This is a genomic window from Stenotrophomonas panacihumi (genome assembly GCF_001431645.1).
GTDB lineage: Bacteria > Pseudomonadota > Gammaproteobacteria > Xanthomonadales > Xanthomonadaceae > Stenotrophomonas_A > Stenotrophomonas_A panacihumi.
On record NZ_LLXU01000056.1, the window covers coordinates 29,469 to 52,660 of the forward strand.

The 23,192-nt window shown below is 69.4% G+C and carries 22 protein-coding genes; 16 read left to right on the forward strand and 6 right to left on the reverse strand.

Annotation, left to right across the window (positions count from 1 at the left end):
* Positions 1 to 2: 2 nt before the first annotated feature.
* Together ARC20_RS04590 and ARC20_RS04595 are read right to left on the reverse strand one after the other, a co-directional pair.
* Entirely contained in the window at positions 3 to 431 is a 429-nt protein-coding gene (locus ARC20_RS04590) for a barstar family protein (protein ID WP_057645032.1), read from the reverse strand.
* Positions 428 to 877 carry a guanyl-specific ribonuclease gene (locus ARC20_RS04595; RefSeq protein ID WP_057645145.1) on the reverse strand — a complete coding sequence of 150 codons (450 nt, stop codon included), beginning with the start codon at positions 875 to 877 and terminating at the stop codon, positions 428 to 430. Before ARC20_RS04595 ends, ARC20_RS04590 begins: the two co-directional genes overlap by 4 nt.
* Before the next feature lie 254 nt (positions 878 to 1,131).
* Between ARC20_RS04595 and ARC20_RS04600 the strand changes: the two genes are divergently transcribed.
* Positions 1,132 to 1,743, forward strand: coding sequence for a superoxide dismutase (locus ARC20_RS04600; protein WP_057645036.1), 612 nt, complete (start codon positions 1,132 to 1,134; stop codon positions 1,741 to 1,743).
* A gap of 53 nt (positions 1,744 to 1,796) precedes the next feature.
* Here the strand turns inward: ARC20_RS04600 and ARC20_RS04605 are convergent, their stop codons facing one another.
* Genes ARC20_RS04605 through ARC20_RS04615 form a run of 3 tightly spaced genes read right to left on the reverse strand, consistent with a single transcriptional unit; the run spans position 1,797 to position 7,508 of the window.
* Entirely contained in the window at positions 1,797 to 2,666 is an 870-nt protein-coding gene (locus tag ARC20_RS04605) for an endonuclease/exonuclease/phosphatase family protein (RefSeq protein WP_057645039.1), read from the reverse strand.
* A gap of 17 nt (positions 2,667 to 2,683) precedes the next feature.
* A complete protein-coding gene (locus ARC20_RS04610; RefSeq protein ID WP_237642501.1) occupies positions 2,684 to 5,707 on the reverse strand; it encodes a glycoside hydrolase family 3 C-terminal domain-containing protein in 3,024 nt (1,007 codons plus the stop codon).
* Positions 5,708 to 5,756: 49 nt separating this feature from the next.
* Entirely contained in the window at positions 5,757 to 7,508 is a 1,752-nt protein-coding gene (locus tag ARC20_RS04615) for a M14 family metallopeptidase (RefSeq protein ID WP_057645042.1), read from the reverse strand.
* Positions 7,509 to 7,655: 147 nt separating this feature from the next.
* On the opposite strand from ARC20_RS04615, the gene ARC20_RS04620 reads away from it, so the two are divergent.
* Both ARC20_RS04620 and ARC20_RS04625 read left to right on the forward strand, forming a co-directional pair.
* Positions 7,656 to 9,218 carry a POT-type proton-dependent oligopeptide transporter gene (locus tag ARC20_RS04620; protein WP_057645045.1) on the forward strand — a complete coding sequence of 521 codons (1,563 nt, stop codon included), beginning with the start codon at positions 7,656 to 7,658 and terminating at the stop codon, positions 9,216 to 9,218.
* Between the two features lie 15 nt (positions 9,219 to 9,233).
* Positions 9,234 to 9,848 (forward strand): rhomboid family intramembrane serine protease, encoded by a 615-nt coding sequence (locus ARC20_RS04625; protein WP_057645048.1) that lies wholly within the window; start codon positions 9,234 to 9,236, stop codon positions 9,846 to 9,848.
* 56 nt (positions 9,849 to 9,904) lie between these two features.
* On the opposite strand, the gene ARC20_RS04630 is transcribed toward ARC20_RS04625, so the two are convergent.
* A complete protein-coding gene (locus ARC20_RS04630; RefSeq protein ID WP_057645050.1) occupies positions 9,905 to 10,102 on the reverse strand; it encodes a hypothetical protein in 198 nt (65 codons plus the stop codon).
* 203 nt (positions 10,103 to 10,305) lie between these two features.
* Between ARC20_RS04630 and ARC20_RS04635 the strand changes: the two genes are divergently transcribed.
* The 13 genes from ARC20_RS04635 (at position 10,306) to ARC20_RS04690 (ending at position 23,123) form a co-directional block, all read left to right on the forward strand.
* On the forward strand, positions 10,306 to 10,593 hold the full coding sequence (locus ARC20_RS04635) for a GNAT family N-acetyltransferase (protein ID WP_057645061.1): 288 nt from the start codon (positions 10,306 to 10,308) through the stop codon (positions 10,591 to 10,593).
* Between the two features lie 34 nt (positions 10,594 to 10,627).
* Positions 10,628 to 11,485, forward strand: a complete 858-nt coding sequence (locus ARC20_RS04640) for a DUF3298 and DUF4163 domain-containing protein (protein WP_057645064.1) — start codon at positions 10,628 to 10,630, stop codon at positions 11,483 to 11,485.
* Between the two features lie 13 nt (positions 11,486 to 11,498).
* Entirely contained in the window at positions 11,499 to 12,617 is a 1,119-nt protein-coding gene (gene cfa / locus ARC20_RS04645; protein ID WP_057645068.1) for a cyclopropane fatty acyl phospholipid synthase, read from the forward strand.
* Between the two features lie 96 nt (positions 12,618 to 12,713).
* Positions 12,714 to 13,208 carry a MarR family winged helix-turn-helix transcriptional regulator gene (locus ARC20_RS04650; protein ID WP_057645071.1) on the forward strand — a complete coding sequence of 165 codons (495 nt, stop codon included), beginning with the start codon at positions 12,714 to 12,716 and terminating at the stop codon, positions 13,206 to 13,208.
* Positions 13,209 to 13,232: 24 nt separating this feature from the next.
* Positions 13,233 to 15,356, forward strand: coding sequence for an FUSC family protein (locus ARC20_RS04655; RefSeq protein ID WP_057645072.1), 2,124 nt, complete (start codon positions 13,233 to 13,235; stop codon positions 15,354 to 15,356).
* Positions 15,346 to 15,543, forward strand: a complete 198-nt coding sequence (locus ARC20_RS04660) for a DUF1656 domain-containing protein (protein WP_057645075.1) — start codon at positions 15,346 to 15,348, stop codon at positions 15,541 to 15,543. Before ARC20_RS04655 ends, ARC20_RS04660 begins: the two co-directional genes overlap by 11 nt.
* A gap of 8 nt (positions 15,544 to 15,551) precedes the next feature.
* A complete protein-coding gene (locus ARC20_RS04665; RefSeq protein ID WP_057645078.1) occupies positions 15,552 to 16,556 on the forward strand; it encodes an HlyD family secretion protein in 1,005 nt (334 codons plus the stop codon).
* Positions 16,557 to 16,797: 241 nt separating this feature from the next.
* Positions 16,798 to 17,685, forward strand: a complete 888-nt coding sequence (locus ARC20_RS04670; RefSeq protein ID WP_161809467.1) for an ABC transporter ATP-binding protein — start codon at positions 16,798 to 16,800, stop codon at positions 17,683 to 17,685.
* Complete coding sequence (locus ARC20_RS04675) at positions 17,682 to 18,419, forward strand: ABC transporter permease (RefSeq protein WP_081418028.1); 738 nt, start codon at positions 17,682 to 17,684, stop codon at positions 18,417 to 18,419. The genes ARC20_RS04670 and ARC20_RS04675 overlap by 4 nt, the downstream gene beginning before the upstream one ends.
* A gap of 161 nt (positions 18,420 to 18,580) precedes the next feature.
* Complete coding sequence (locus tag ARC20_RS18505; protein ID WP_161809468.1) at positions 18,581 to 18,718, forward strand: hypothetical protein; 138 nt, start codon at positions 18,581 to 18,583, stop codon at positions 18,716 to 18,718.
* 84 nt (positions 18,719 to 18,802) lie between these two features.
* Positions 18,803 to 19,735, forward strand: coding sequence for a hypothetical protein (locus ARC20_RS04680; RefSeq protein ID WP_146165829.1), 933 nt, complete (start codon positions 18,803 to 18,805; stop codon positions 19,733 to 19,735).
* Positions 19,716 to 20,972 (forward strand): beta-barrel domain-containing protein, encoded by a 1,257-nt coding sequence (locus tag ARC20_RS04685; RefSeq protein ID WP_057645094.1) that lies wholly within the window; start codon positions 19,716 to 19,718, stop codon positions 20,970 to 20,972. Before ARC20_RS04680 ends, ARC20_RS04685 begins: the two co-directional genes overlap by 20 nt.
* A 9-nt stretch (positions 20,973 to 20,981) precedes the next feature.
* A complete protein-coding gene (locus ARC20_RS04690) occupies positions 20,982 to 23,123 on the forward strand; it encodes a peptidase domain-containing ABC transporter (protein WP_081418029.1) in 2,142 nt (713 codons plus the stop codon).
* Positions 23,124 to 23,192 lie beyond the last annotated feature (69 nt).

Here is a 23,192-nt window from a genome sequence, read left to right on the forward strand (position 1 = left end):
GCTCAGCCGGCGTCTTCCTCTTCCTGCAGGCTCACGAACGCCACGAACGGCACGCCTTCGTTCGCCCAGGCCACGGCGGCTTCGTCGAGGATGTCCAGCAGGAAGTGGAAGTCTTCCCCGGCGCCGGCGCGCAGCGCGTCCACCGCTTCCAGCAGCACCGCATAGCCCTGCGCCGGCAGCCACGAGAGGTCGCGCAGGTTGTCCGACAGCGCGTCCCAGTTCATCCCGCTGCCATGCGGGAAATCCAGCTGCGTGCCCAGCCGCGCCAGCAGCGTGCGCTTGCTCGCGCAGCCGGCCAGGTCCACGCGCAGCACGCGCAGGCCGGCGTCGCGCGCCAGCGCGGCCATGGTGTCCAGTGCTTCGGGGGCGATGCGGTAGACGCCGGATTGCCCCGGGTCGCCGAGGTCGAGGTCGAAGTGCGCGCCCATCATTCGCTCCGGGCCGGGACGCTGAAACTGCGGAACGTCTCGTAGTGGTCGTCGCTGTAGTACCAGATCTCCACCGGTTCGCCGCCGGTGACGATGCGCCGCGTGCCACGGTGCGACAGCCCGGGCGTATCGACGGTGTACTCGTGGTAATAGCCACGCGGGCGCTGCGGCAGCCGGCCCTCGCGGTTGCCGAACACGCTGCCGTCCTGGTTGTACGGATACGGGCCGCCATGCTGGATCAAGGCGATGGTCTGGCGCGCTTCGTCCGGCAGGAATGGCGGCAGGCCTTCGATGGCGCGCGCGGCGTGCGGCGGCGGTACCGGCGCCGGGGCGGCCTGGCCGGTGATCGACGGGGCGAACTGCGGGTGTGGCTGCTGCGCCTGGCGCAGCCACCACAGCCCGCCGATCAGCACGAGCAGGGCGACGACCAGCAGGGCGGGTTTGCGCATCATCTCCAACGGCTTCCTGCATTCGGGGCGTCAAGAGTATGCGCATGCGGGCGCCGGGTGGACACCGTCGCCACGCGCGATTCACGCCGGGGTAACCGGGGATTGCGGCATGGTGGCGTCCCTTGCGGCGGCGGTCGCGGGCCGGTGGGACGATCCCTCCCAGTGCCCGCACTTGGTAAGCGCGCGCCGCATCCTTAACATTGTCAACGCAACGCCCGCGATGCCGCGGACGAATGAGTCAAGGAGATCCACACATGGCCTATACCCTCCCCAAGCTGTCCTACGCCTACGACGCGCTCGAGCCGAACATCGACGCGCAGACGATGGAAATCCATCACACCAAGCACCACCAGACCTACATCAACAACGTCAACGCCGCGCTGGAAGGCACCGAGTACGCCGACCTGCCGGTCGAGGAGCTGGTCTCGCGCCTGAAGTCGCTGCCGGAGAACCTGCAGGGCCCGGTGCGCAACAACGGTGGCGGCCATGCCAACCACTCGCTGTTCTGGACGGTGATGTCGCCCAAGGGCGGCGGCGAGCCGGTCGGCGAAGTGGCCAAGGCCATTGATCGCGACGTTGGCGGCTTCGAGAAGTTCAAGGAAGCCTTCACCAAGGCCGCCATCAGCCGCTTCGGCTCGGGCTGGGCCTGGCTGAGCGTCACCCCGGACAAGAAGGTCGTGGTCGAGAGCACCGCCAACCAGGACAGCCCGCTGATGGAAGGCAACACGCCGATCCTGGGCCTGGACGTGTGGGAGCACGCCTACTACCTGAAGTACCAGAACCGTCGCCCGGAATACATCGGCGCGTTCTACAACGTGGTCGACTGGAACGAGGTCGAGCGTCGTTACCAGGCCGCGATCGCCTGATCGTCGCCACATCGGCATGAGCGAAGGCCGGGCTTGCCCGGCCTTTCGTTTTTCTACGGCGCCGCGACTGGCCGCAGCAGCTGCACGGTGGCTACCAGGCCGCGCGCACCCGGCCCCTCGGCGCCGGGCAGGCGCAGGGCGGCCAGCCGCAGCACGCGGAAGCTGTCGCGCCGCAGCAGGATGTGGTCGTGGCGCGCCGCGCCGGCGTCGGCCATGTCCGGCAGCAGGCCTTCCTGTTCGCGCGAGGCCGGCGGGCGTGCCTCCTGGTACTGCGCCTGCAGCGCCGCCAGTTCGGCGGCGTTTTCCCCGCAGGCGAAATCGCCGAGCAGCACGGTCGGCAGGCCGTCGTCGGTCACTTCCATCCAGCGCAGCAGGTTGACCACCTGGCGCGCGCGGATCAGTCCGTCGTCGCTGCGCGCCTCGCCGCCATGCAGCTGGGTGACATAGGCGTTGACCGGCACCCCGCCGATTTCCAGCCGCACCATGCCGGCGGTGCTGGCCATCTCGAACGGATGCAGCAACGTCACCGCGTCGGCGCTCACCGGGCGCCGGGTCAGCAGCGCGTTGCCCTGGCGCGTGGCGCGGCTGGGCGGGTCGGCGCTGATGAAGCTGCAGCCGTAGTCGAGCTGCGCGGCCAGCCAGCAGGCCTGGTTCGGCATCTCCGGGCTCTGCTGCACGTCCTGCAGCGCGACGACGTCGGGCTTGAGCGCGCGCAGCGCTTCCACGATGCCGTCGCGATGATCGAGCCAGCGCCCCTGGTCGGGCGCGAGGCTGAAGGTGGCCACCGTCAGCACGCCATCGCCCGCGCCGGGCGGCAGCGCCAGCGGCAAACCGGGCGAATGCGCCTGCGCCCAGCCGCCGACCAGCAGGGTCGGCAGCCAGGTCCAGCGGGCGATGCGGTGCAGGGTGGGCAGCGGGGGCATGCGGCGATGCTAACGGGTCACGGTGCAGGCGCCGTGCACGCGCGTGCGTCGGGGCAGTCGATGGCCACGATGCCGGCGGGCAATTCGAGCGTGGCCTGCGCGGCGGGCGCGTCGGCCGCCTGCGCCAGGGTCACCTGGTAGGCACCGGCATCGACGTGCCACTGCTGCGCGCCGACATCGAAGCGCGCCAGCGTGCGCGGTTCCAGTTCCACCTCCAGCCGGCGGCTCTCGCCCGGCTGCAGTTCCACCCGCCGCCAGCCGGCCAGCCGCAGCCGGTTCGGCGCCTCGCCGGGCAGGCGCACGTACAGCTGCGGCACCGCGGCGCCGGCATGCGCGCCGGTATTGTGGACATCGAAGCTGGCGAACACGCGCGCTCCCTGCCGGGCCAAGGTCAGCTGGCCGAACGCGAAGGTGGTGTACGACAGGCCATGGCCGAACGCGAACCGCGGGCGCAGGCCGCGCGCATCGAACCACTTGTAGCCGACTTGCGCGCCTTCGATGTCGTAGTCGATTTCGTCGTCGGGCTTGTTCGCCGGCTTGAAGCCGAGGCCGTTGATGTGCGGGCGTGGCAGCTGGCTTTCGTCCACCGGCCAGCTCACCGGCAGGTGGCCGGAAGGATTGGCCTGGCCGGAGAGCAGGTCGGCGATGGCCGGGCCGCCGCCGATGCCGGGGAACCAGGCCTGCAGCAGCGCCGGCACTTTCGACAGCCACGGCAGGCGCACCGGGCCGTTGGTCTCCAGCACGACGATGGTGCGCGGGTTGGCGCTGGCGACGGCGTCGATCAGCGCGTCCTGGCCCTCGGGCAGGCGCATGTCCGGCAGGTCCACCGACTCGGCCGCCCACTGCGTGGCGAACACCACGGCGACCTGCGCGTCGCGCGCCGCACGCGCCGCGACGGCACGGTCGTTGCCGTCCACGTAATCGATGCGCGCGTTCGGGAAGCGCTCGCGCAGGGCCTGCAGCGGCGAGGAGGGATGGAACATCACCGGGCCCGGCCAGCCGGTCGGCGCCAGGCCCGGCACCGCGTTGGTGCCCAGCGCGGTCCAGCCGACCATCGAGGAGCCGCCGCCGCCGATCACGCCCTTGTCGGCATGCCCCCCGATCACCGCGATGCGCTGCACGTCGCCGGCAATCGGCAGTACGCCGCCTTCGTTGCGCAGCAGCACGCTGCCTTCGGTGGCGACCCGGCGCGCGGCATCGAGGCCGGCCTGCGCGTCGATCGGGCCGCGCTGCGGCGGCTGGTCGAACGCGCCGATGGCGAAGAACGCCCGCATGATGCGCTGGACCATGTCGTCCAGCCGCGCCTGCGGCACCACGCCGGCGGACACCGCCATGCGCAGCGGCTGGTCGAAGAACACCGCCTTGTCGAACACTTCGCCGGCGGACTGCTGGTCCAGCCCGGCCAACGCCGCCTTCGAGCCGCTGTGCACGCCGCCCCAGTCGGACATCACGTAGCCCGGCCAGCGCCACTGCTGCTTGAGGATGCGGTTGAGCAGCTCGTCATGCTCGCAGCCGTAGGTGCCGTTGATGCGGTTGTAGGAACACATCACCGAACCCGGCTCGCCGATGCCCAGCGCGATCTCGAACGCCAGCAGGTCCGATTCGCGCATCGCCTGCTCGCCGATCTTCGCGCTGTGGAAGTTGCGCGCGGTCTCCAGGTCGTTCATCGCGTAGTGCTTCATCGTCGAGACGACGTGCGCGGACTGCACGCCGCGGATCGATTCGCCGACGATGCGCCCGGCCAGCAGCGGGTCTTCGCCGGCATATTCGAAGTTGCGGCCGTTGCGCGGGTCGCGCTGCAGGTTGACGCTGCCGGCCAGCAGCACGTTGAAGCCCTGCTGCCAGCTTTCGCGGCCCATCGTGCGGCCGCCCTCGAAGGCGAGTTCGCGGTTCCAGGAAGAAGCCAGCGCGAGGTTGGACGGCATCGCGGTGGCCACATCGCCGGCGCGCATGCCGCCGGGGTTGGTGACGCCCAGGCCGGCATCGGCCAGCTGCTGGGCCGGGATGCCCAGGCGTTCGATCGCCGGCACGTAGCCGGCCGAGCCCAGCGACAGCGGCGGGCGCTTGTCGCCGATGCCGAAGTAGCTGCGGATCAGCACGAACTTCTCGTCCTGCGTCATCGCGCGGACCAGCAATGCGGCGCGGCGATCCGGCGCCAGGGCGCGGTCGCGCCATGGCTGGGCGCTCGCCTGCGGCGGCAACGGGCGCAGCGTGGTCAGCACGCCGTAGTGGTCGGAGGCGCGCACGCCATCGGCATCGGGCTGCTGGAACAGGCGCTCGCTGCCCAGCACCTGGAAGCGGCCGCGTTGCGCGAACAGGTGGTCGATGCGCATCGGCGGCGCGCTGGCCGGGTCGAGCGTGGTGTCGCTGGCGCGGTCGCGGCCGGGGTGCACGGCGCGGTAGCCATCCTCGAAATCGGGGTTCAACGCCGCCAGTTCGGGCGCTTCGCTGCTGGCGTTGAAATCACCGGCGAGCAGCACCGGCACGCCGGCCGAATCGCGGCCCACCCAGTCGAGCAGGTCGGCCAGCTGCTGCTGGCGCATCGCCGCGCCCGGCGCGGTGTGCTCCCAGAACAGGTGGGTGACGTAGACGTCCAGCGCTTGCCCGTCGATATCCAGCCGCAGGCGCGCGGCGGTGCGGTGGTCATCGAGCGGGCGCAGGCGCAGTTCGCCGTCGCCGAGCACGCGGTGCCGGGTGAGCAGCGCGTTGCCGTAGCGCATCGGGCTGCCGGCCGGGTCGGTGCTGACGAAGCGCCATTGGTAGCCGAGCGCGTCGGCCAGCCATTGCGCCTGGTTCTGCTGGCCTTCGCGCTGGATCACTTCCTGCAGCGCGATCACGTCCGGGCGCAGGCGCTTGAACGTCTCCAGGATCTGCACGCGGCGACGCGGCCAGTCCTCGCGGTCGTGGTAGAGGTTGAGCGAGACCACGGTGAGCGGCTGCGTGGCCGCGGCCTGGGTGGCGGGCGCGGGGGCGTCCGCGGCCGAGGCGATCAGGGGAGAGAGGGCCAGCAGGCATCCAAGGAAATGTGAAAACGTTTTCATCGGCAGGCGTGCGATTGCGTTGGGAAGGGAAGGGCGGATCAAGGGGGAATCAGTGCAGCGTCTGCTCGCTGCGCATCACCGGGTAGAGGCGGTAGCGCTCGTCCCAGCTGGGGTGCCGGCGGTAGAAGAAATCCAGGCGCGCGCGCGGGTCGGCGGCGAAGGCCGCATCCTCTTGCAGGCGGCGCTCGAACTCGGCCTTCAGCGCGGGGTCGTCGGCCAGCATCTTCTCGGCGACTTCCTCGGCCACGTAGGCCTCCATGTATTCCTTGCGCTCGAAGGCGTTGTTGAACTCGCCCCATTGCAGCAGCGAATCGGGCGCCTGCGGTTCGAGCATCGCCATCACCAGCCGCGCCTGCGGCTGGGCGATGGGCACGAACAGCGCACCGGCGCCGATGGCGCGCGAGTCGTCGTGCCACTGGCCTTGCACGCTCAGGCGCTGGTGGCCTTCCACCGATTGCGCGGAGAAGTCGGCCGTATCGGCGCGGAAGGTCTGCACGGGGGCCGTGCCCTGGTCGCCGAGCACCGCGAACGCGATGCCTTGCGCGCGCAGCTTCTCGCCCACCCATGCCGCGTGCGCGGCGGGCACCACGTAGCCCCCGCGCGGCGCGTCCACCACCACGCTCGGGCGGACGTCGTCGCGCAGCGGCACGTGCCAGACCTGCGGGGTGCGCTCGTCGTAGCGCGTCATCAGCGCGCCGGAGATCGGCGAGGGCGTGCGGGTGTAGGCGTAGCCGCGGAAGTCCACGATGCGCGCCTTGTCGCTGGCCTTGTAGTCGAGTGCGACCGGCTGGCCGGCGAGATCCGCGTGGTCGGCGGCATCGGCATCGGCGCGCCACTGCGCGCCATGGCGCGCGGCCTGCTGCAGCACCGAGACGATGGTGTTGCGCATGATGCGCACGCGCTGCGGATACGGCTTCCACGAATGCGTTTCGACCAGCATGCCGAAGCGGTTGCGCAGCTGGAAATAGCCGTTGGAGAAACGCGGCGGCGACACGGCGTCCTCGAAGCCGGAGGCCGGGTCGTCGTCGACCACGAACGAGGGGTAGTACGGCAGCGGCAGCGAACCCTGGCGCTTGAGGTCGGCCAGCACCGCGTCGCGCAGCGCCTTGCCGTCGCCGGCCAGGCGCGCATCGCCGGCATGCAGCGGTTCGACCTGCACCGAGACATCGTGCTCGAACTGCGCGCCGTCGGTGGCGTGCAGGTCCACGTACAGCAGCGGGTCCCACTGCTGCACGAGGCGCAGCATCGCCTGCATTTCCGGCGCGTCGGCCTTGACGTAGTCGCGGTTGAGGTTGAGGTTCTGCGCGGTCACGCGCCAGCCCATCTCGCGCGGCCCGCGCTGGTTGGGGCGGTTCCAGGCGCCGAAGCGTTCGTGGCCATCGACGTTGAACACCGGCACGAACAGCCACGCGACCTTGTCCAGCGTGCCCTTGGCGACTTTGCCGTCGAGCAGTTCGCGCAGGGCCAGGAAGCCGGCGTCCTTGCCGTCGATCTCGCCTGCGTGGATGCCGCCCTGGACCAGCACCACCGGCAAGTGCCGGGCGGCGATGGCGGCCGGGTCGAGCGCGCCGGTGGTGGAGACGGCCAGCGCCTTCATCGGCCGGCCCTCGGGCGTGGTGCCGAACTGCAGGCAGCGCACCGCGGCGGGGTAGCGCGCGGCGAAGGCATCGCACAGGGCGATCACCTCGTCATAGCGGCCGGTGTCCTGGAACCCGCTGCGCTCGGACACGGTGGTCAGGGCGGTCGGCGCGGCCATGGCCGGGCAGGCGAGGGCGCACAGCAGCAGGGCGGACAAGCGCATCCACTAAGGTCCATGGGGGGGATGAACACGCGAGCCTACGTGACGCGGCGCCAGGGGCCAAGCTGCACTGCGGCGAGGAGGCGCCGGCGCGCGTCCATCGGCCGGCCCGATCGGTTAGGCTTGGGGTTTGTCCTGCAGAACTTCCCGATGACGACCTCTTCCCCGGCCGCCACCGCGACGGCGCGCATGCCGCGCCAGATTCCCTTCATCATCGGCAACGAAGCCTGCGAGCGCTTCAGCTTCTACGGGATGCGCAACATCCTGGTGCAGTTCCTGATCACCTCGCTGCTGCTGCAGGAGGTGACCGCGCCCGGCCGCGAGGCCGAGGCCAAGCACATCATGCACAGCTTCATGATCGGCGTGTATTTCTTCCCGCTGCTCGGCGGCTGGCTGGCCGACCGCTTCTTCGGCAAGTACAACACCATCCTGTGGTTCAGCCTGGTCTACTGCGCCGGCCATGCGTGCCTGGCGATGTTCGAGGGCGACCGCAACGGCTTCTTCCTCGGCCTGGGCCTGATCGCCTTCGGCGCGGGCGGCATCAAGCCGCTGGTGGCCTCCTTCATGGGCGACCAGTTCGACCAGAGCAACAAGCAGCTGGCCAAGGTCGCCTTCGACGCTTTCTACTGGATCATCAACTTCGGCTCGCTGTTCGCCTCGCTGCTGATCCCGCTGGCGTTGAAGAACCTTGGCCCGGCGTGGGCGTTCGGCATCCCGGGCCTGCTGATGTTCGTGGCCACCTTCGTGTTCTGGCTGGGCCGCCGCCGCTACGTGCATGTGGCGCCGCCGCCGGAAGACCCGCACAGCTTCGCCAAGGTGGTGCGCACCGCGCTGTTCGCCCATGCGCCGGGCAAGGGCCGTCCGGGGCTGGTGCTGGCGGCCGTATCGGTGCTGCTGGCGCTGGCCGGCTTCAGCCTGGTCGGTTCGCTGGGCATCGTGATCTGCCTGTGCCTGGCGCTGGTGTTGTTGCTGGCGGGCATCGGCTGCGGCACGTGGTGGCAGCTGGATCGCGCGCGCGGCGTGCACCCGGATGCGGCGGTGGACGGCGTGCGGTCGCTGTTGCGCGTGCTGGTGGTCTTCGCGCTGGTGACGCCGTTCTTCTCGCTGTTCGACCAGAAGGCCTCGACCTGGGTGCTGCAGGGCCGCGAGATGGTGATGCCGTCGTGGTTCACCGCTTCGCAGATGCAGGCGCTCAACCCGCTGCTGGTGATGCTGCTGATCCCGTTCAACAACCTGGTGCTGTACCCGCTGCTGCGCAAGTTCGGCTATGAGCCCACCGCGCTGCGCCGCATGACCGCCGGCATCGCCTTCAGCGGACTGGCGTGGATCGTGGTGGGGCTGATCCAGGTGGAAATGGACGGCGGCGACCCGATGCACATCGCCTGGCAGATCCTGCCGTACGCGCTGCTGACCCTGGGCGAAGTGCTGGTGTCGGCCACCGGCATCGAGTTCGCCTACAGCCAGGCGCCGGCTTCGATGAAGGGCGTGGTGATGAGCTTCTGGTACCTCACCACCACCGTCGGCAACCTGTGGGTGCTGCTGTCCAACGTGGCGGTGCGCAACGACGCCGTGACCGGGCACATCGCCGGCACCGGCCTGAGCGAGCCGGCCTTCCTGATGTTCTTCTTCGCCGGCTTCGCGTTCCTGGCCGCGCTGGCCTTCGGCCTGTACGCGCGCCGCTACCGCGTGGTCGACCACTACCGCCTTGCCTGATCCCCGAGCCCGTCGATGATCACCCTGATCCTGATCGCCATCACCGCCATCGTTTCGTGGATGGCGTTTTCCAACCGCAAGCTGGCCGACCGGCTGGTGCTGTGGCCGCCGGCCATCGATCGCCGCCGCGAATACGACCGCCTGGTCACCTACGGCTTCGTGCATGCCGACTGGATGCACCTGATCTTCAACATGGTCACGCTGTATTTCTTCGGGCGCTCGATCGAATACGCCATGGTGCAGATCACCGGCACCTGGCTGACGTATCCGCTGTTCTACCTGGCCGCGCTGGTGGTCTCGATCCTGCCCAGCTACCTGAAGAACCAGAAGAACCCGAACTACATCAGCCTGGGCGCTTCCGGCGCGGTGTCGGCGGTGCTGTTCGCCTACATCCTGCTCGACCCGTGGACGCGGCTGTACCTGTTCTTCATCCCGATCCCGATCCCGGCGATCTTCTACGCCGTGTTCTATGTCGGCTACAGCATCTGGATGGACCGCCGTGGCGGGGACCGCATCAACCACAGCGCGCACCTGGCCGGCGCCGCCTTCGGCGTGCTGTTCATGGTGGCGATGGCGCCGGGCGTGGTGCCGGCGTTCCTGGCGCAGCTTTCGCGCGGCGCGGGCAACTGAAACAGCGGGGGAACCGCCCGCCACGACGGGCGGACGGCCCCCCCCCTTGAGCGAACTCAGGCGGCGGTGCGGTTGAACACCGTGCCGGCCTTGCCTTCGGTGACGGCGTAGGCGCCCAGCAGGCGCTCGTAGACTTCATGGGTCAGCTGGTCGAACTCGCGGCCGCCGGTGTGGCCGCTGACCACCAGCTGGAACAGGCCTTCCAGCAGGGAGCTGTCCGGATCGCGCTGCGAGGGGGTGGTGTCGATGCTCATGCGCTACCTCTCCGTCGGTATCTGTGATGGAAGCCGCAATTCCCGTGCCAACCCTTTCGGGGCTTCCGCAGGCCTTATCGGCCGCCCGGGCGGTGACTTGAGGGCTGAAAGTGACGCGATGCGTCGGCTTCGCGCCCGCGGCTTCACGCCGGGGTCGCGGGCCGGTGCCGACAATCCCCGCCGATGACAGGGGGTCAACGCGCATGAACGACACAGCCGGGCCGGTGGTCCGCCATGACGAGGCGGCACGGCAATTCGTGGTCGATCTCGACGGCCACCGGGGTGAACTGGATTACGAACTGGAAGGGGGCGTGATGCGCCTGGTGCACACCGGCGTGCCGGCGCAGATCGGCGGGCGCGGCGTGGCCGCGAATCTGGTCCGGAATGCGCTGGATTTCGCCCGTGCCCGGGGCTACAAGGTGCGCGCGGAGTGTTCGTATGCAGCGGCCTGGATGCAGCGGCATCCGGAACAGCAGGACCTGCTCGGCTGAGCCGGGCGGCAGACACGGAATCGAGGAGTCGAGAATGAAGCAGTGGCGTGCGAAGGGCGGGGCAGCGGCGTGGATCGGCATGGCGGTGTTGGCGGTGGCCCTGGCGGCCTGCCAGCGCGAGCCGGCCGAACCGGCGCAGGCGGACAAGGCCGCCCCGGCGATGGACAACACCCCCGCGGCGAGCGCGCCGGCGGCCGCGGACACCGCCGGCCCGCTGAAGGACGTGATCGAGCACGACCCGCGCTATGTGGTGGGCATCAGCTATCCGCCGGGGCTGGAGCGCTACCCGGGCCTGGCCACCGCGGTGCGCCAGTACGGCGATGCGGCGCGCGCGGAACTGATGCAGGCGGTGGAAGGGCTGGGCAACGACAAGCCGACCGCGCCTTATGAACTCTCGCTGGCCTTCCAGCAGGTGCTCGACACCCCGGCGGTGGTCGCCATTGCCGCCGACGGCAGCCGCTACACCGGCGGGGCGCACGGCGAGCCGCTGGTGGCGCGCTTTGTCTGGCTGCCGGGCCGCAACGAGCTGCTGACCGCCGACAAGCTGATCCCGAACGCCGCGGGCTGGGGCACGGTAGGCCAGTACGTGGCCACGCAGTTGCATGACGCCGCCGCGCAGCGCACCGTCGCCGACAAGCTGGAGCCGTCCGACGCCGAAGCGCTGCTCAAGAACGCCGACAAGTCGATTGCCGAGGGCACCGCCGCCGAAGCCGACAACTTCGCGCAGTTCGTGCCGGTGCTCGACGGCGCCGGCAAGATTGCCGCGCTGCGCTTCGTGTTCCCGCCGTACCAGGTGGGGCCGTACTCGGACGGCACGCAGACCGCCGACGTCCCTGCCGCGGTGCTGCGCCCGCTGGTCGCCCCCGAATACACCGAGCTGTTCGCCCCCTAGCCGGAAGCCCGCCATGCCCGAGCGCCTGCGCAACCGAGTCGAGAGCCTGCTCGCCGAGGCGGGGGTGGAGGTGGGCGGGCAGCGGCCGCAGGACATCCAGGTCCACGACCCGCACTGGTATGCGCGCGTGCTGGCGCAGGGCTCGCTCGGCCTGGGCGAGAGCTACATGGACGGGTGGTGGGACGCCAACGCGCTCGACGTGTTCCTGCTGCACCTGATGCGCGCGCGCCTGGACGAGCGCGTGCACGGCTGGGGCGAGATCGGCGACGCCCTGCGCGCGCGGCTGTTCAACCTGCAGGCCGGCGGCGGCAGCTACGAGGTCGGCCGCCGGCATTACGACCTCGGCAACGACCTGTACCAGGCGATGCTCGGCCAGCGGTTGGTCTACAGCTGCGGTTACTGGGCGCAGGCGCGCGACCTGGATGCCGCGCAGGAGGCCAAGCTCGACCTGATCTGCCGCAAGCTCGGCCTGCGCGCCGGCCAGCGCGTGCTGGACATCGGCTGCGGCTGGGGCGAGGCGCTGAAGTTCGCCGCCGAACGCTATGGCGTGAGCGGCGTGGGCATCACCATTTCGGCCGAGCAGGCGCAGTTCGCGCGCGAGCTGTGCGCCGGGCTGCCGATCGAGATCCGCCTGCAGGATTACCGAGAGGTGGACGAGCGTTTCGACGCGGTGTTCTCGGTGGGCATGTTCGAGCACGTGGGCGACAAGAACTACGCGGCCTACTTCGAGATGGCCCGGCGCTGCCTGCACCCGGAAGGCCTGTTCCTGCTGCACACCATCGGCACCAATATCAGCCGGCACCGCACCGACGCGTGGATCGCGCGCTACATCTTCCCCAATTCCATGCTGCCCTCGGCGCGGCAGGTCACCGAGGCCAGCGAAGGCCTGTTCGTGCTGGAGGACTGGCACAGCTTCGGCGCCGACTACGACCGCACCCTGCAGGCCTGGCGCGACAACGTGGAGGCCGCCTGGCCCCGGCTCGACGCGCAGCGCTACGACGAGCGCTTCCGCCGCATGTGGCGCTTCTACCTCTCGGCCTCGATGGCGAGCTTCCGCTGCCGGCATGCGCAGCTGTGGCAGCTGGTGCTCTCGCCGGAGGGCGTGCCGGGCGGGTACCGGGCGCCGCGATAGCGGCCGACACCGTTCCACCGCCGGAACGACTTCGTTCACAAGAATATAGTTCAGAAGTGTAATATACGGGTCTGGCCTAAACCCCCCCCAGCCCCCATGAGCAGCTTCGAACCCGTCGAACGACGCCTGGCCGTCACCTGCGAGCGCTACCCCGCGTTCCCGCGCGAGCCGGCGGTGCTCGTGCGCCTGATCAAGCACCTCTACAAGCGCATCCACGCCAACGCCAACGGCCTGCTCAAGCCCTACGGGATCACCCATCCCGAGTACGACGTGCTGATGATGATGTACGGCACGCCGGACCAGTCGCTGACCCCCACCCAGGTGGCCGAGGCCGCGGGCGAGAAGTCCGCCAACGTCACCCGCCTGACCGACCAGCTCTGCGAGAAGGGGCTGATCAGCCGCGCCATGCACGAGGAGGACCGCCGCAAGGTCACCCTCACCCTGGAGCCGGCCGGCGTGGCGCTGATCGAACGCATGCTCCCCGACATCTGCGTGCTGCTCGATACCGAAGTCGGCGCGCTGGGCGAGGCCGAACAGCTGCGGCTGGAGAAGCTGCTCAAGAAGATGCTCGAAGGCATGGAAGGCCTGTAACACCCCTTTCCCAGGCAAGACACGATGTCCACCGTTCCCCTTCCATCCGCCGCCCCGCGGCGCGAGGCGCTTTGGCAATTCCTCCGCGAGGAGGGCGACGCCTGGCTGTTCATCGCGCGCACGGTGCTGTCGTATTTCATCGCGCTGTGGCTGGCGATGCGGCTGCAGCTGCCTTCGCCCAACACCGCGGCGATGACCACCATCATCGTCATGCACCGCCAGTCCGGCATGGTGCTGGCCAAGAGTTTCTACCGCGTGTTCGGCACGCTGGCCGGCGCGGCCGCCGCGCTGGTCATCGTCGGTGCGTTCCCGCAGCAGCGCGAGCTGTTCCTCGGCGCGATGGCGCTGTGGATCGGCCTGTGCGCCGGTGGCGCCACGCTGTATCGCAACTTCAAGTCCTATGCGTTCGTGCTGGCCGGTTACACCGCGGCGATCATCGCGCTGCCGGTGATCGATGCGCCGGGCGGGGTGTTCGAATCGGCGATGTACCGCATCACCGAGCTGATGCTCGGCCTGCTGGTGAGCGCGGTGGTCAACGACGTGGTGTTCCCGGTGCGCGTGCGCGACACCCTGCGCCAGACCGCGCGCCAGCAGTACCGCCATTTCATCGGTTTCATGCGCGGCAGCACCGGCGGGGCGATCGCGCGCGCGGACATGGAGAAGGCGCACCTGCGTTTCGTGCGCGATGCGGTGACGCTGGAAGACCTGCGCAGTTCGGTGATCTTCGAAGACCCGCAGGCGCGCTCGCGCAGCGCACACATGGAGCTGGCCAACCAGCGCTTCATGGCGGTGTCCACCAGCTTCCAGTCGCTGCACCACCTGCTCAACCGCCTGCAGCGCAATGGCGGGCAAGCGGCGGCGGCTGCGGTCATCGCGCTGTACCGCCCGCTCGGCGAGGCGCTGGGCGACGCGGTGCCTTCGCGCGCGCTGCTGCGCCGCCTGCGCACCGCGCGCCACGAGATGCCGGCGCAGGCCGCCGCGGCGGTGGCCACGCTGGATGCGGCGCGCGCGGAGGATTTCGAAGTCGGCGCCGGCCTGGTGCAGCGTTTCGCCCGCGAGCTGGAGCTGTACGTGATCTCGCAGCTGGACCTCGGCGGCGAGCGCATTGCCGGCGACCTGGTCGAGCGCGCGCGTTTCTTGCGCGGCAACGATTTCGCCGGCGCCGCGCTGGCCACCGTGCGCACCGTGGCGACGATGGCGCTGCTGGCGGTGTTCTGGATCGGCACGGCGTGGCCGATGGGCGCCAATGCGATGCTGCTGGCGACCATCTTCTCCGGCCTGTTCGCCACCTCGCCGGGCCCGGTGCGCGTCACCCTCAAGGTCGCCTTCGGCTACCTCGGCGGCATGGTCGCCGGTTTCCTGTGCGTGTTCTTCGTGCTGACCCGCATCGACGGCTTCCCGCTGCTGGTGGCCAGCCTGCTGCCGTTCTTCATGGTCGGCGCCTATTTGTTCACGCGGCCGGCACTGTCGCTGTTCGGGCTGGGCTGCTGCATGGGCCTGGCCTACATCCTGGCGATCACCAACCCGATGGTGTTCAACCCAGTGCACTTCATCAACGACGGCATCGCGCAGATCCTCGGCCTGGGCGCGGTCGTGCTGATGTTCGGACTGGTACCGCCGGCCATCGGCAGCGCGTGGCTGCGCCGTCGGCAGATGGCTGCGTTGCGCGGGCAGGTGGCGCTGGCCGCCGCGGCGCCACTGCCGGGCCTGCGCTACCGCTTCGAGAGCGTCAATCGCGATTTGTTCCAGCAGATCGTCACCCAGACCGTGGCCGGCAGCGACGAATCGCGCCAGCTGCTGTCGTGGGCGCTGGCGGTTCACGAGACGGGGCGGGCGATCATCGAGCTGCGCCACGACCATCGCGACCAGCCGCTGCCGCCGAAGCTCGAAGCCGCCGCCGACGCCGCGGTCACCGCGCTGGGGCGCTTCTTCCAGCAACCCTCGTCGCCGGCGTACGCAGCCGCGCTCGCCGCGGTCGATGCCGCGCTGGCCTGCGCGCGCACCGCGCCGGGCGAAAGCGTCGCGTTGCCGTTCGTGCGCGAACACCTGCACCTGATCCGCCTGGCCCTGGTCGACGACCAGTCGGTCATGGCCCGCTACATGCCCGCCCCGGTGGCGGCCACGGAGACCGTTCCCCATGCCTCGTGAGATCGCCCTCGGCGGCACCCTCGTGCCGAGCCTGCTGCTGCTGTTCGTCGCCATGCTGGCGGTGTTCTGGGGGCTGGACTGGGTCGCCGGCCGCTATCACCTCTACCGGCATGTCTGGCATCCGTCGTTGTTCCGCATCGCCGTTTTCCTCGTCCTGTTCAGCAGCGTCGCGCTGCTCCTGCTGTGAGCCTCCCCATGAATCCCCGCCTGTTGTCGCTGATGCGTTTCTGCCTGACCGCCGTGGTCGTCCTGATTGCCGTGGCGGTGGCCATGGCGCTGTGGAAGCACTACATGTATTCGCCCTGGACGCGCGACGGCCGCGTGCGCGCCGAAGTGGTGCGCGTGGCGCCGGATGTCGCCGGGCTGGTGACCGAAGTCGCGGTAAAGGACAACCAGCAGGTGCGCAAGGGCGAGCTGCTGTTCGTCATCGACCAGGCGCGCTACCGCTTCGAGCTGGACAAGGCGCAGGCCAACCTCGCCGCCGCGCAGGCCGCCGCGCGCGCGGCGGGTGCCAGCATCCAGGCCGCTGGTGCCAGTGCCGCCGAACAGGCCGCCAACCTGGTGAAGTACCAGACCCAGTACGAGCGCCGCCAGCGCATCCAGGGCAGCCTGATTTCCGATGAATCGCGCAGCGACGCGCTGGCCGCGGCCAATGCCGCGCGTGCCGGCGTGGCGCAGGCCAACGCCAGCCAGCGCCAGGCCACCGCCGCGCAGCAGGAAGCCGTGGCCGCCGTCGCGCAGGCGCAGGTGGCGCTCGCCGCCGCTGCACTGAATCTCGAACGCACCGAAGTGCGCGCGCCGGTGGATGGCTACGTCACCAACCTCGACGTGCGCACCGGCGATTACGCCAATGCGGGCGCCGCGCGCGTGGCGGTGATCGACCAGCATTCGTTCTGGATCTACGGCTACTTCGAGGAAACCAAGCTGCCTGCGCTGCATGTCGGCGACCCGGTCGAAGTGCGGCTGATGAGTGGCGGCGCGCAACTGCCGGGCACGATCGAAAGCGTCGCGCACGGCATCACCGACGCCGACAACCCGGCCGGTGGCGATCTGCTCGCCAACGTCGACCCGACCTTCAACTGGGTGCGCCTGGCGCAGCGCATCCCGGTGCGCGTGCACATCGATGCCGACCACTTGCCGCAGGGCACGGTACTGGCGGCGGGCATGACCGCGACCGTGGTGGTGCATCCGCGCGGATAAGCGTGGGGCCAGTGCGTGAACCGCATCACGCAAGCGCGGTCTTCACGCGCGGGCTGTCAACGCCACGCCGACGCATGGCGTTGACAGTTTTCCGCGCGGGCCGGTAAGGTGCCCGCGAAGTCACTGTTTGCCCGCAAGGGCCGCGATGCTGGGGAGCCTCGTGCAGTGATGGTGGATGGCTCGCAATGGGGAACAAGGACATGCAAACCTCAAGGATGGGGGCGCGGCGATGACCGCGGCCATGATTCAGACCGTGGGCTTGAGTCACGCCTACAGTGAAAATGCCGGTGTGTGGGACCTCGACCTGGCCGTGCCGTCGGGGGCCATCTACGCTTTTCTCGGCCCGAACGGCGCGGGCAAGACCACCACGATCCGACTGCTGCTCGGCCTTTTGCGCGCCACGCGCGGCCAGGTGCTCATCGATGGCGCGCCGCGTTCGGAAGATCCGCGCGCGGTGCCGCATATCGGTTCGATGGTCGAGGGGCCTTCGTTGTATCCGCACCTCAGCGGTCGCGAGAACCTGCGGATCACCGCGCTGCTGCTGGGCTGCGCGCGGTCGCAGATCGACGACGCGCTGCGCACGGTAGGCCTGCTCGATGCGGCCGAACGCCTGGTCAAACACTATTCGCTGGGCATGCGCCAGCGGCTCGGGCTGGCGCTGGCGCTGCTCGGTCGTCCGCGCCTGCTCGTGCTCGATGAACCGAGCAACGGCCTTGATCCGCCAGGCATGGCGGACATGCGTTCGCTGATGCGCACGCTGGTGCGTGAGCAGGGCATGACGATCTTTCTTTCCAGCCACTTGCTCGACGATGTCGAGAAGGTCGCCACGCACGTGGGCCTGCTGCACCAGGGCCGCTTGCTGGCGCAGGGCGAGCTGGAGACACTGCGCGCGCGGCAGTTGCGCGTGGAATGCGGCGACCTGGCGCGCGCCACCGCGCTGCTGGCGCAGGCCGGGCGCGCGGTGAAGCAGGCCGATGGCGTGCTGCTGGTGGATGCGCCCGCCGAGGAAGCCGCCGCGATCAACCGCGAACTGGTGTTGGCCGGTATCGACGTGCACGCGCTGGGCGCGCGGCATGACAGCCTGGAGCGGTTCTTCGCGCTGGCCACCGGCGAGGGGCAGGCCGCATGAGCACATGGATGGCCTGCGTGCTCGCCGAGCACGCCAAACTGAAACGCACGCTGGCCCGCGGGCTGGCCATCGCCGCGCCGGTATGCGCGGTGCTGTTGAGCCTGTTCGTGCTCGCCAACCTCGACACACTCGCCGCCTCCAAGGGCATGCCGCGCTGGCAGGCCTACCTGGACACGCTGCTGCGCATCTGGGCCAGTTTCCTGCTGCCGATCATGGCCACGCTGCAGGCGGTGCTGATCGCCCAGCTCGAACATGCCAACCGGCAGTGGAAGTACCTGCTCGCGCTGCCGGTATCGCGCACCTCGCTGTACATGGCCAAGAGCGTGAACCTGTTCGGGCTGCTGCTGCTCGCGCATGTCGTGCTGTGGGTATTGGCGCTGGTGGCCTGCGCGGCCTTTGGCCTGGCACCCGGCGCGCTCGGCGAGGCAGCTGTTTTCCTCAGCCGCCAGCTCGGCGCCACGTTCGCCGCCGCGCTGGCGTTGGCGGCGGTGCAATTGCTGGTCTCCATTCGGCTGGAAAGTTTTGTCGGCGCCATCGGCGTGGGGTTGGTGGCCACGCTGGTCGCGCTGCTTGGCGCCGGCACGATGGGCCAGGCGGCGGGGTACTTTCCCTGGTCGATGCCGATCCATGCCTTGCAGCCGGTTTCCCCTGCATGGATGGCCGGCGCGGTGCTCGCCGCGGTACTGGTCACCGCGCTGGGCGCGCAGGTCCTGCGACGGATGCAGGTGCACTGATCTTTCCGCGCGGATGCAGTGCATCCGCGCCCGTGTTGCTTCCGCGCAGGGCCGGCTTTCCGCTGGCGGGGCTTCCCTGCGCGTGACACCGCATTGGGCACATGACGTGCCCGATAGCCAGGCGTTCGAGCCTGGTTCCATTGCTAGAAAAGGAGTTTTACATGCGCAAGCTCACTGCCAAGGAAATCGTCGAAGTCAGCGGCGGCCGCGCCGCCGGTTGCGGCCCGTCGCTGGGCGGCTTCCTGTGGTACCTGATGACCGACTGCATCCTGTGCGACGGCGGCACCCAGGTCTGCTGATGCAGGCTGGCTGACGCCACGGCCATGCCCGGGTTTTCCCGGGCATGGCTCCTCGACCGCAACAAACGGAGATAGGGAATGTCGATGCCATCGACCCCCGGAGTGGGGTTGCTCGTCATGGCCTGCGCGTTGCTCGCGCTGCTGGGGCTGTCCTCGGTGATGGCCAAACGCGTGTTTCCTTCGGGCAGCCGCCGCTGGGACAGCCATCCCGCGCTGCAGGGCCTGTTGCTGCTGTCCGTCGCGCTGCTGTGGCTGCCGCTGGGTGCGGTGGCGAAAGGCGCGGGCGCTGCTTTCATCACCGCCGTGGTGGCGGGCGGCGCGGTGCTCTCGCTGTTGCGCGGACGGCAGGCGCCTTGCGATTGCTTCGGCGCGCTGACACCGCGCGGCCCCGCGTTGCACCTCGTGCTGCTGGTGCTCGCGCTGCTGTTCGACTTCGTGATCTGGCGCCAGCACGGCCTGCTCGATACCGGCCTCGCGCGCTGGCTCACCCCCGTGGCCGGTGCCGTGCTTGCCGCGGGCTTCTACCTCTGGCTGCGCCTGCGCCGCTACCAGACCGCGTTCTACCGGCCCGAGAAACTGGAGGGCCAACTACCGGAACGGCTCGAAGGTGATCGCGTCCTCGGCCATACCTCGCAGGGACAGGCACGCACGGTGGCCGAACTCGTCGGCCATGCGCCGGGGCTGGTGGTGGTGGCGTTGTCGTCCTCGTGCGTGAGCTGCCACACGCTGCTGGCCCGGTTGTCCGAACACGCCACGACCTCGCACGACCCGCTGCCGATCGCCGTGGTCAGCGACCACGCGCGCATGTTCGCGCGCGACGTGCAGGGGCTGGTCACGCTGGTTGATCCGCAGGTGGCCATCGCCCGCCACCTGCTCGCAGAGAAGCTGCCGATGGGCTTCGCCGTCAACGACGGTTTCGAACTGCTGGCGCCGCCGTCTTCGGGCAACGCCAGCATCCTGGGCCTGCTGGCCCTGCTCGATTCGATCAGGACGCCCGATGTCGCGACTGTTCCGTGATGAGGCGGTGGCGGCGGCGCAATCCTCGCCGCTGGGCCGGATACGCCTGGCCACGCCGGTCGCCACCACGATCTATACCGGCGTGTTCACCGCGCTGTTCGTGGCGGCGCTGGTGTTCGTGTGCATGGGGCGCTACACGCGCCGGGTGACGGTGACCGGCGAGGTCACCTCCACCGTGGGCCTGGTGCAGGTGCATGCCGACCGTGCCTCGGTGGTGTCGCGCCTGCTGGTGCAGCGCGGGCAGGTGGTGAAGAAGGGCCAGCCGCTGGTGGAATACGCCGTGCAGCAGGGCGGCGAGGATTCCAGCGACGTCAACCGTGCCATCGCCGGCGAACTGCGCACCCAGCGTGACCTGGCGGCCGACGAGCTGGACGGCAGCATGCGCGGCTTCGACCTCAAGGCCGCCGACCTGCGGCAGCGCATCGCCGGCCTGCAGGTGCAGCGCACCGCGCTGCTCGACCAGCGTGGCCTGCTCGACGAGCAGATCGGCGTGCTGCGCAGCCGCCAGCAGCGTTACGAGCGCCTGCGCGCGCAGCAATACCTTTCGCAGGCCGAATTCGAATCCACCCGCAAGGAACTGATTTCCGTGCAGGTGCAGGAGAAGTCGATGCGCGTGCAGATCAGCCAGCTCGAAGAGCAGTTGGCGGTGGCGCATAGCGACCTGGCGCGCCTGCCGATCGAGCGCCGCAGCCGCGGCAATGCGATCCACGGCGACATCAGCCGCCTGCAGCAGGCGGTCATCGAACAGGAGGCCCGGCGCACCTGGCGCACGCTCTCGCCGGTGGACGGCGTCATCACCGCGTTGCCGGTAAAGGCCGGCATCGTGGTGCAGGCGGGGCAGGTGATGGTGTCGGTGCTTCCGGCGAACGGCCGCATGGAAGCCACGCTGCTCATCAATGGCGAGGCGGCTGGCTTCGTCGAGCCGGCGCAGCGCGTGTTGATGCGCCTGGATGCGTTTCCGTACCAGAAGTACGGCCACCTGGCCGGGCGCGTCGTCGCGGTGGATCGCAACCCCACCCGCGGCGCGGACCTGCAAGGCATCGCCTCAGCCGGCGCGAGCGCCAGCTACTACACCGCCACCGTCGCGCTGGATACGCAGGCGATGGAAGGCGAGGGGCGCCGCTACGGACTGTTGCCCGGCATGACCTGCCAGGCCGACGTGATGCTGGAGCGGCGGCGGCTGATCGAATGGGTGCTGGGCCCGGCGTTGGGCTTCGGCCGCAGAGTGATGGACTGAGGAATCGCCATGGATGACGTGATCCGCCCGGCCATCAAGCCGCGTGGCCTGGACCGGCTGCCGATGGTGCAGCAGAGCGAGTTCGCCGAGTGTGGGCTGTGCTGCCTGGTGATGGTGGCCAACTACCACGGCAACGGCATCTCGCTGGGTGAACTGCGCCAGCGCGACCCGGTATCGATGAAAGGCGTGACGCTGCTGAGCCTGATGCGCGACGCCATCGCGCTCAAGCTCACCCCGCGCGCGCTGCGCCTGGAACTGGAGGAGCTGGCGCAGCTGCAGGCACCCTGTGTATTGCACTGGGACCTGGACCATTTCGTGGTGCTCAAGGAAGTACGGCGCGACATCGTGGTGATCCACGACCCGGCGCGCGGCGTGGTGACGATGCCGATGACCGAAGTGGGCCGGCACTTCACCGGCGTGGCGCTGGAGCTGGAACCCAGCCTGGACTTCCAGCGCGTGCGGCGTCGGCGCAAGGCCTCGCTGGGCACGGTGCTGGGGCAGGTGAGCGGGCTCAAGCGCGCGTTGCTGCACGTGCTGGCGCTATCGCTGGTGATCGAGGGCTTCACCCTGGTGGCGCCGTTCTACATGCAATGGGTGCTGGACCAGGTGGTGGTGGCACGCGACGAGAGCCTGCTGGTGCTGATCGGCCTGGGCTTCGGCCTGTTGGCGATCTTCCGCCCGGTGGTGACCGCCTTGCGCGCCTGGAACATCACCTGGCTGGGCGCCAACCTCAACCACCAGTGGGAGTCCAACCTGTTCCGGCACCTGCTGCACCTGCCGGCGACCTTCTTCGAACGCCGTCATGTCGGCGACGTGGTCTCGCGCTTCACCTCGGTGAAGTCGATCCAGAACGTGCTTTCCAGCCAGTTTGTCGCCACCGTGCTCGACGGCGTGATGTGCGTGTTCACGCTGGTGCTGATGTTCCTCTACAGCGCCAAGCTGGCGGTGTGGGTGGTGGTGGCGTTCGCGGCCTACCTGGGCCTGCGCACGTATTTTTTCGCCCCGTTGCGGCGCGCGAGCGAGGAGAAGATCGCCCAGGCCGCGCGCCAGCAGTCCAACCTGCTCGAGGCCATCCGCGGCATCCGCTCGCTGCAACTGGCCAACCAACAGGCCAGCCGGTTGGGTGGCTACGGCAATGCGCTGGCCGAAACGATCAACCGCGACGTGGTGGTGCAGCGCTGGCAGTTGGGGTTCGAACTGGCCAACGGCCTGCTGTTCGGCGTGTTTCGCGTCGGCGTCATCTGGTATGCCGCCACCTTGGTGATGGCGGGCGAGATGACCGCCGGCATGCTGGTCGCTTTCATCGCCTATGCCGACCTCTTCTCCACCCGCAGCGCGAACTTCGTCAACCAGCTTTACGAAATCCGCATGCTCGGCATGCATGCCGAGCGCATCGCCGAGATCGCCACCGCGCGCCCGGAAGCCGCGCTGGCAGGCGAGGGCGCACTGGCCGCACGCGGCGGCGCATTGCAGGTGCGAGGACTGCGCTTTCGTTATGGCAGCAACGAGCCCTGGGTGCTGGACGGGCTGGACATGGACATCGCCGAAGGCGAATGCGTGGCCATTGTCGGGGCCTCGGGCAACGGCAAATCGACGCTGGCCAAGCTGATCTTGGGCCTGCTGGAACCCGACGCCGGCGAGATACGCTGGGGCGGCGTGGACATCCGCCAGCTTGGCAAGGCCCGCTTCCGCGACGCCGCCGCCGCGGTACTGCAGGACGACAGCCTGTTCGCCGGCTCGATCGCCGCCAACATCAGCTTCTTCGCCGCCGACGGCAAGCGCGAAGACGTCGAAGCGGCCGCGCGCATGGCGCAGATCCACGACGAGATCATGGCGATGCCGATGGGCTACGACACCCCGATCGGCGATATGGGCGCGGCGCTGTCCGGCGGCCAGCGCCAGCGCGTGCTGCTGGCGCGCGCGCTCTACCGCAAGCCGCAGCTGCTGATCCTGGATGAAGCGACCAGCCACCTCGACGGCGCCAACGAGCGGAAGGTCAATGATGTGGTGAGTGGCCTGCGGCTGACCCGCATCATCATCGCGCACCGGCAGGAGACGATCGCCGCTGCTTCGCGGGTGATTGAGTTGAAGCGGGCAAGCGTCACGACCCAGCCGGCAGAGGACGCGCCGGAGGTTGAAGCAGCCGTGTAGCGCCGGCGACGCAAGATCCATCGTGCCGCGCCGGTGCACTGTCGAGCGGCCTGGCCTCCGGTCGTCGCG

What these genes read in the sequence shown, in the direction of transcription:
- ARC20_RS04590 (WP_057645032.1), bottom strand. Translation starts at nt 431, where the DNA reads ATGATGGGCGCGCACTTCGACCTCGACCTCGGCGACCCGGGGCAATCC.
- ARC20_RS04595 (WP_057645145.1), bottom strand. Translation starts at nt 877, where the DNA reads ATGCGCAAACCCGCCCTGCTGGTCGTCGCCCTGCTCGTGCTGATCGGC.
- ARC20_RS04600 (WP_057645036.1), top strand. Translation starts at nt 1,132, where the DNA reads ATGGCCTATACCCTCCCCAAGCTGTCCTACGCCTACGACGCGCTCGAG.
- ARC20_RS04605 (WP_057645039.1), bottom strand. Translation starts at nt 2,666, where the DNA reads ATGCCCCCGCTGCCCACCCTGCACCGCATCGCCCGCTGGACCTGGCTG.
- ARC20_RS04610 (WP_237642501.1), bottom strand. Translation starts at nt 5,707, where the DNA reads ATGAAAACGTTTTCACATTTCCTTGGATGCCTGCTGGCCCTCTCTCCC.
- ARC20_RS04615 (WP_057645042.1), bottom strand. Translation starts at nt 7,508, where the DNA reads ATGCGCTTGTCCGCCCTGCTGCTGTGCGCCCTCGCCTGCCCGGCCATG.
- ARC20_RS04620 (WP_057645045.1), top strand. Translation starts at nt 7,656, where the DNA reads ATGACGACCTCTTCCCCGGCCGCCACCGCGACGGCGCGCATGCCGCGC.
- ARC20_RS04625 (WP_057645048.1), top strand. Translation starts at nt 9,234, where the DNA reads ATGATCACCCTGATCCTGATCGCCATCACCGCCATCGTTTCGTGGATG.
- ARC20_RS04630 (WP_057645050.1), bottom strand. Translation starts at nt 10,102, where the DNA reads ATGAGCATCGACACCACCCCCTCGCAGCGCGATCCGGACAGCTCCCTG.
- ARC20_RS04635 (WP_057645061.1), top strand. Translation starts at nt 10,306, where the DNA reads ATGAACGACACAGCCGGGCCGGTGGTCCGCCATGACGAGGCGGCACGG.
- ARC20_RS04640 (WP_057645064.1), top strand. Translation starts at nt 10,628, where the DNA reads ATGAAGCAGTGGCGTGCGAAGGGCGGGGCAGCGGCGTGGATCGGCATG.
- cfa (WP_057645068.1), top strand. Translation starts at nt 11,499, where the DNA reads ATGCCCGAGCGCCTGCGCAACCGAGTCGAGAGCCTGCTCGCCGAGGCG.
- ARC20_RS04650 (WP_057645071.1), top strand. Translation starts at nt 12,714, where the DNA reads ATGAGCAGCTTCGAACCCGTCGAACGACGCCTGGCCGTCACCTGCGAG.
- ARC20_RS04655 (WP_057645072.1), top strand. Translation starts at nt 13,233, where the DNA reads ATGTCCACCGTTCCCCTTCCATCCGCCGCCCCGCGGCGCGAGGCGCTT.
- ARC20_RS04660 (WP_057645075.1), top strand. Translation starts at nt 15,346, where the DNA reads ATGCCTCGTGAGATCGCCCTCGGCGGCACCCTCGTGCCGAGCCTGCTG.
- ARC20_RS04665 (WP_057645078.1), top strand. Translation starts at nt 15,552, where the DNA reads ATGAATCCCCGCCTGTTGTCGCTGATGCGTTTCTGCCTGACCGCCGTG.
- ARC20_RS04670 (WP_161809467.1), top strand. Translation starts at nt 16,798, where the DNA reads ATGATTCAGACCGTGGGCTTGAGTCACGCCTACAGTGAAAATGCCGGT.
- ARC20_RS04675 (WP_081418028.1), top strand. Translation starts at nt 17,682, where the DNA reads ATGAGCACATGGATGGCCTGCGTGCTCGCCGAGCACGCCAAACTGAAA.
- ARC20_RS18505 (WP_161809468.1), top strand. Translation starts at nt 18,581, where the DNA reads ATGCGCAAGCTCACTGCCAAGGAAATCGTCGAAGTCAGCGGCGGCCGC.
- ARC20_RS04680 (WP_146165829.1), top strand. Translation starts at nt 18,803, where the DNA reads ATGCCATCGACCCCCGGAGTGGGGTTGCTCGTCATGGCCTGCGCGTTG.
- ARC20_RS04685 (WP_057645094.1), top strand. Translation starts at nt 19,716, where the DNA reads ATGTCGCGACTGTTCCGTGATGAGGCGGTGGCGGCGGCGCAATCCTCG.
- ARC20_RS04690 (WP_081418029.1), top strand. Translation starts at nt 20,982, where the DNA reads ATGGATGACGTGATCCGCCCGGCCATCAAGCCGCGTGGCCTGGACCGG.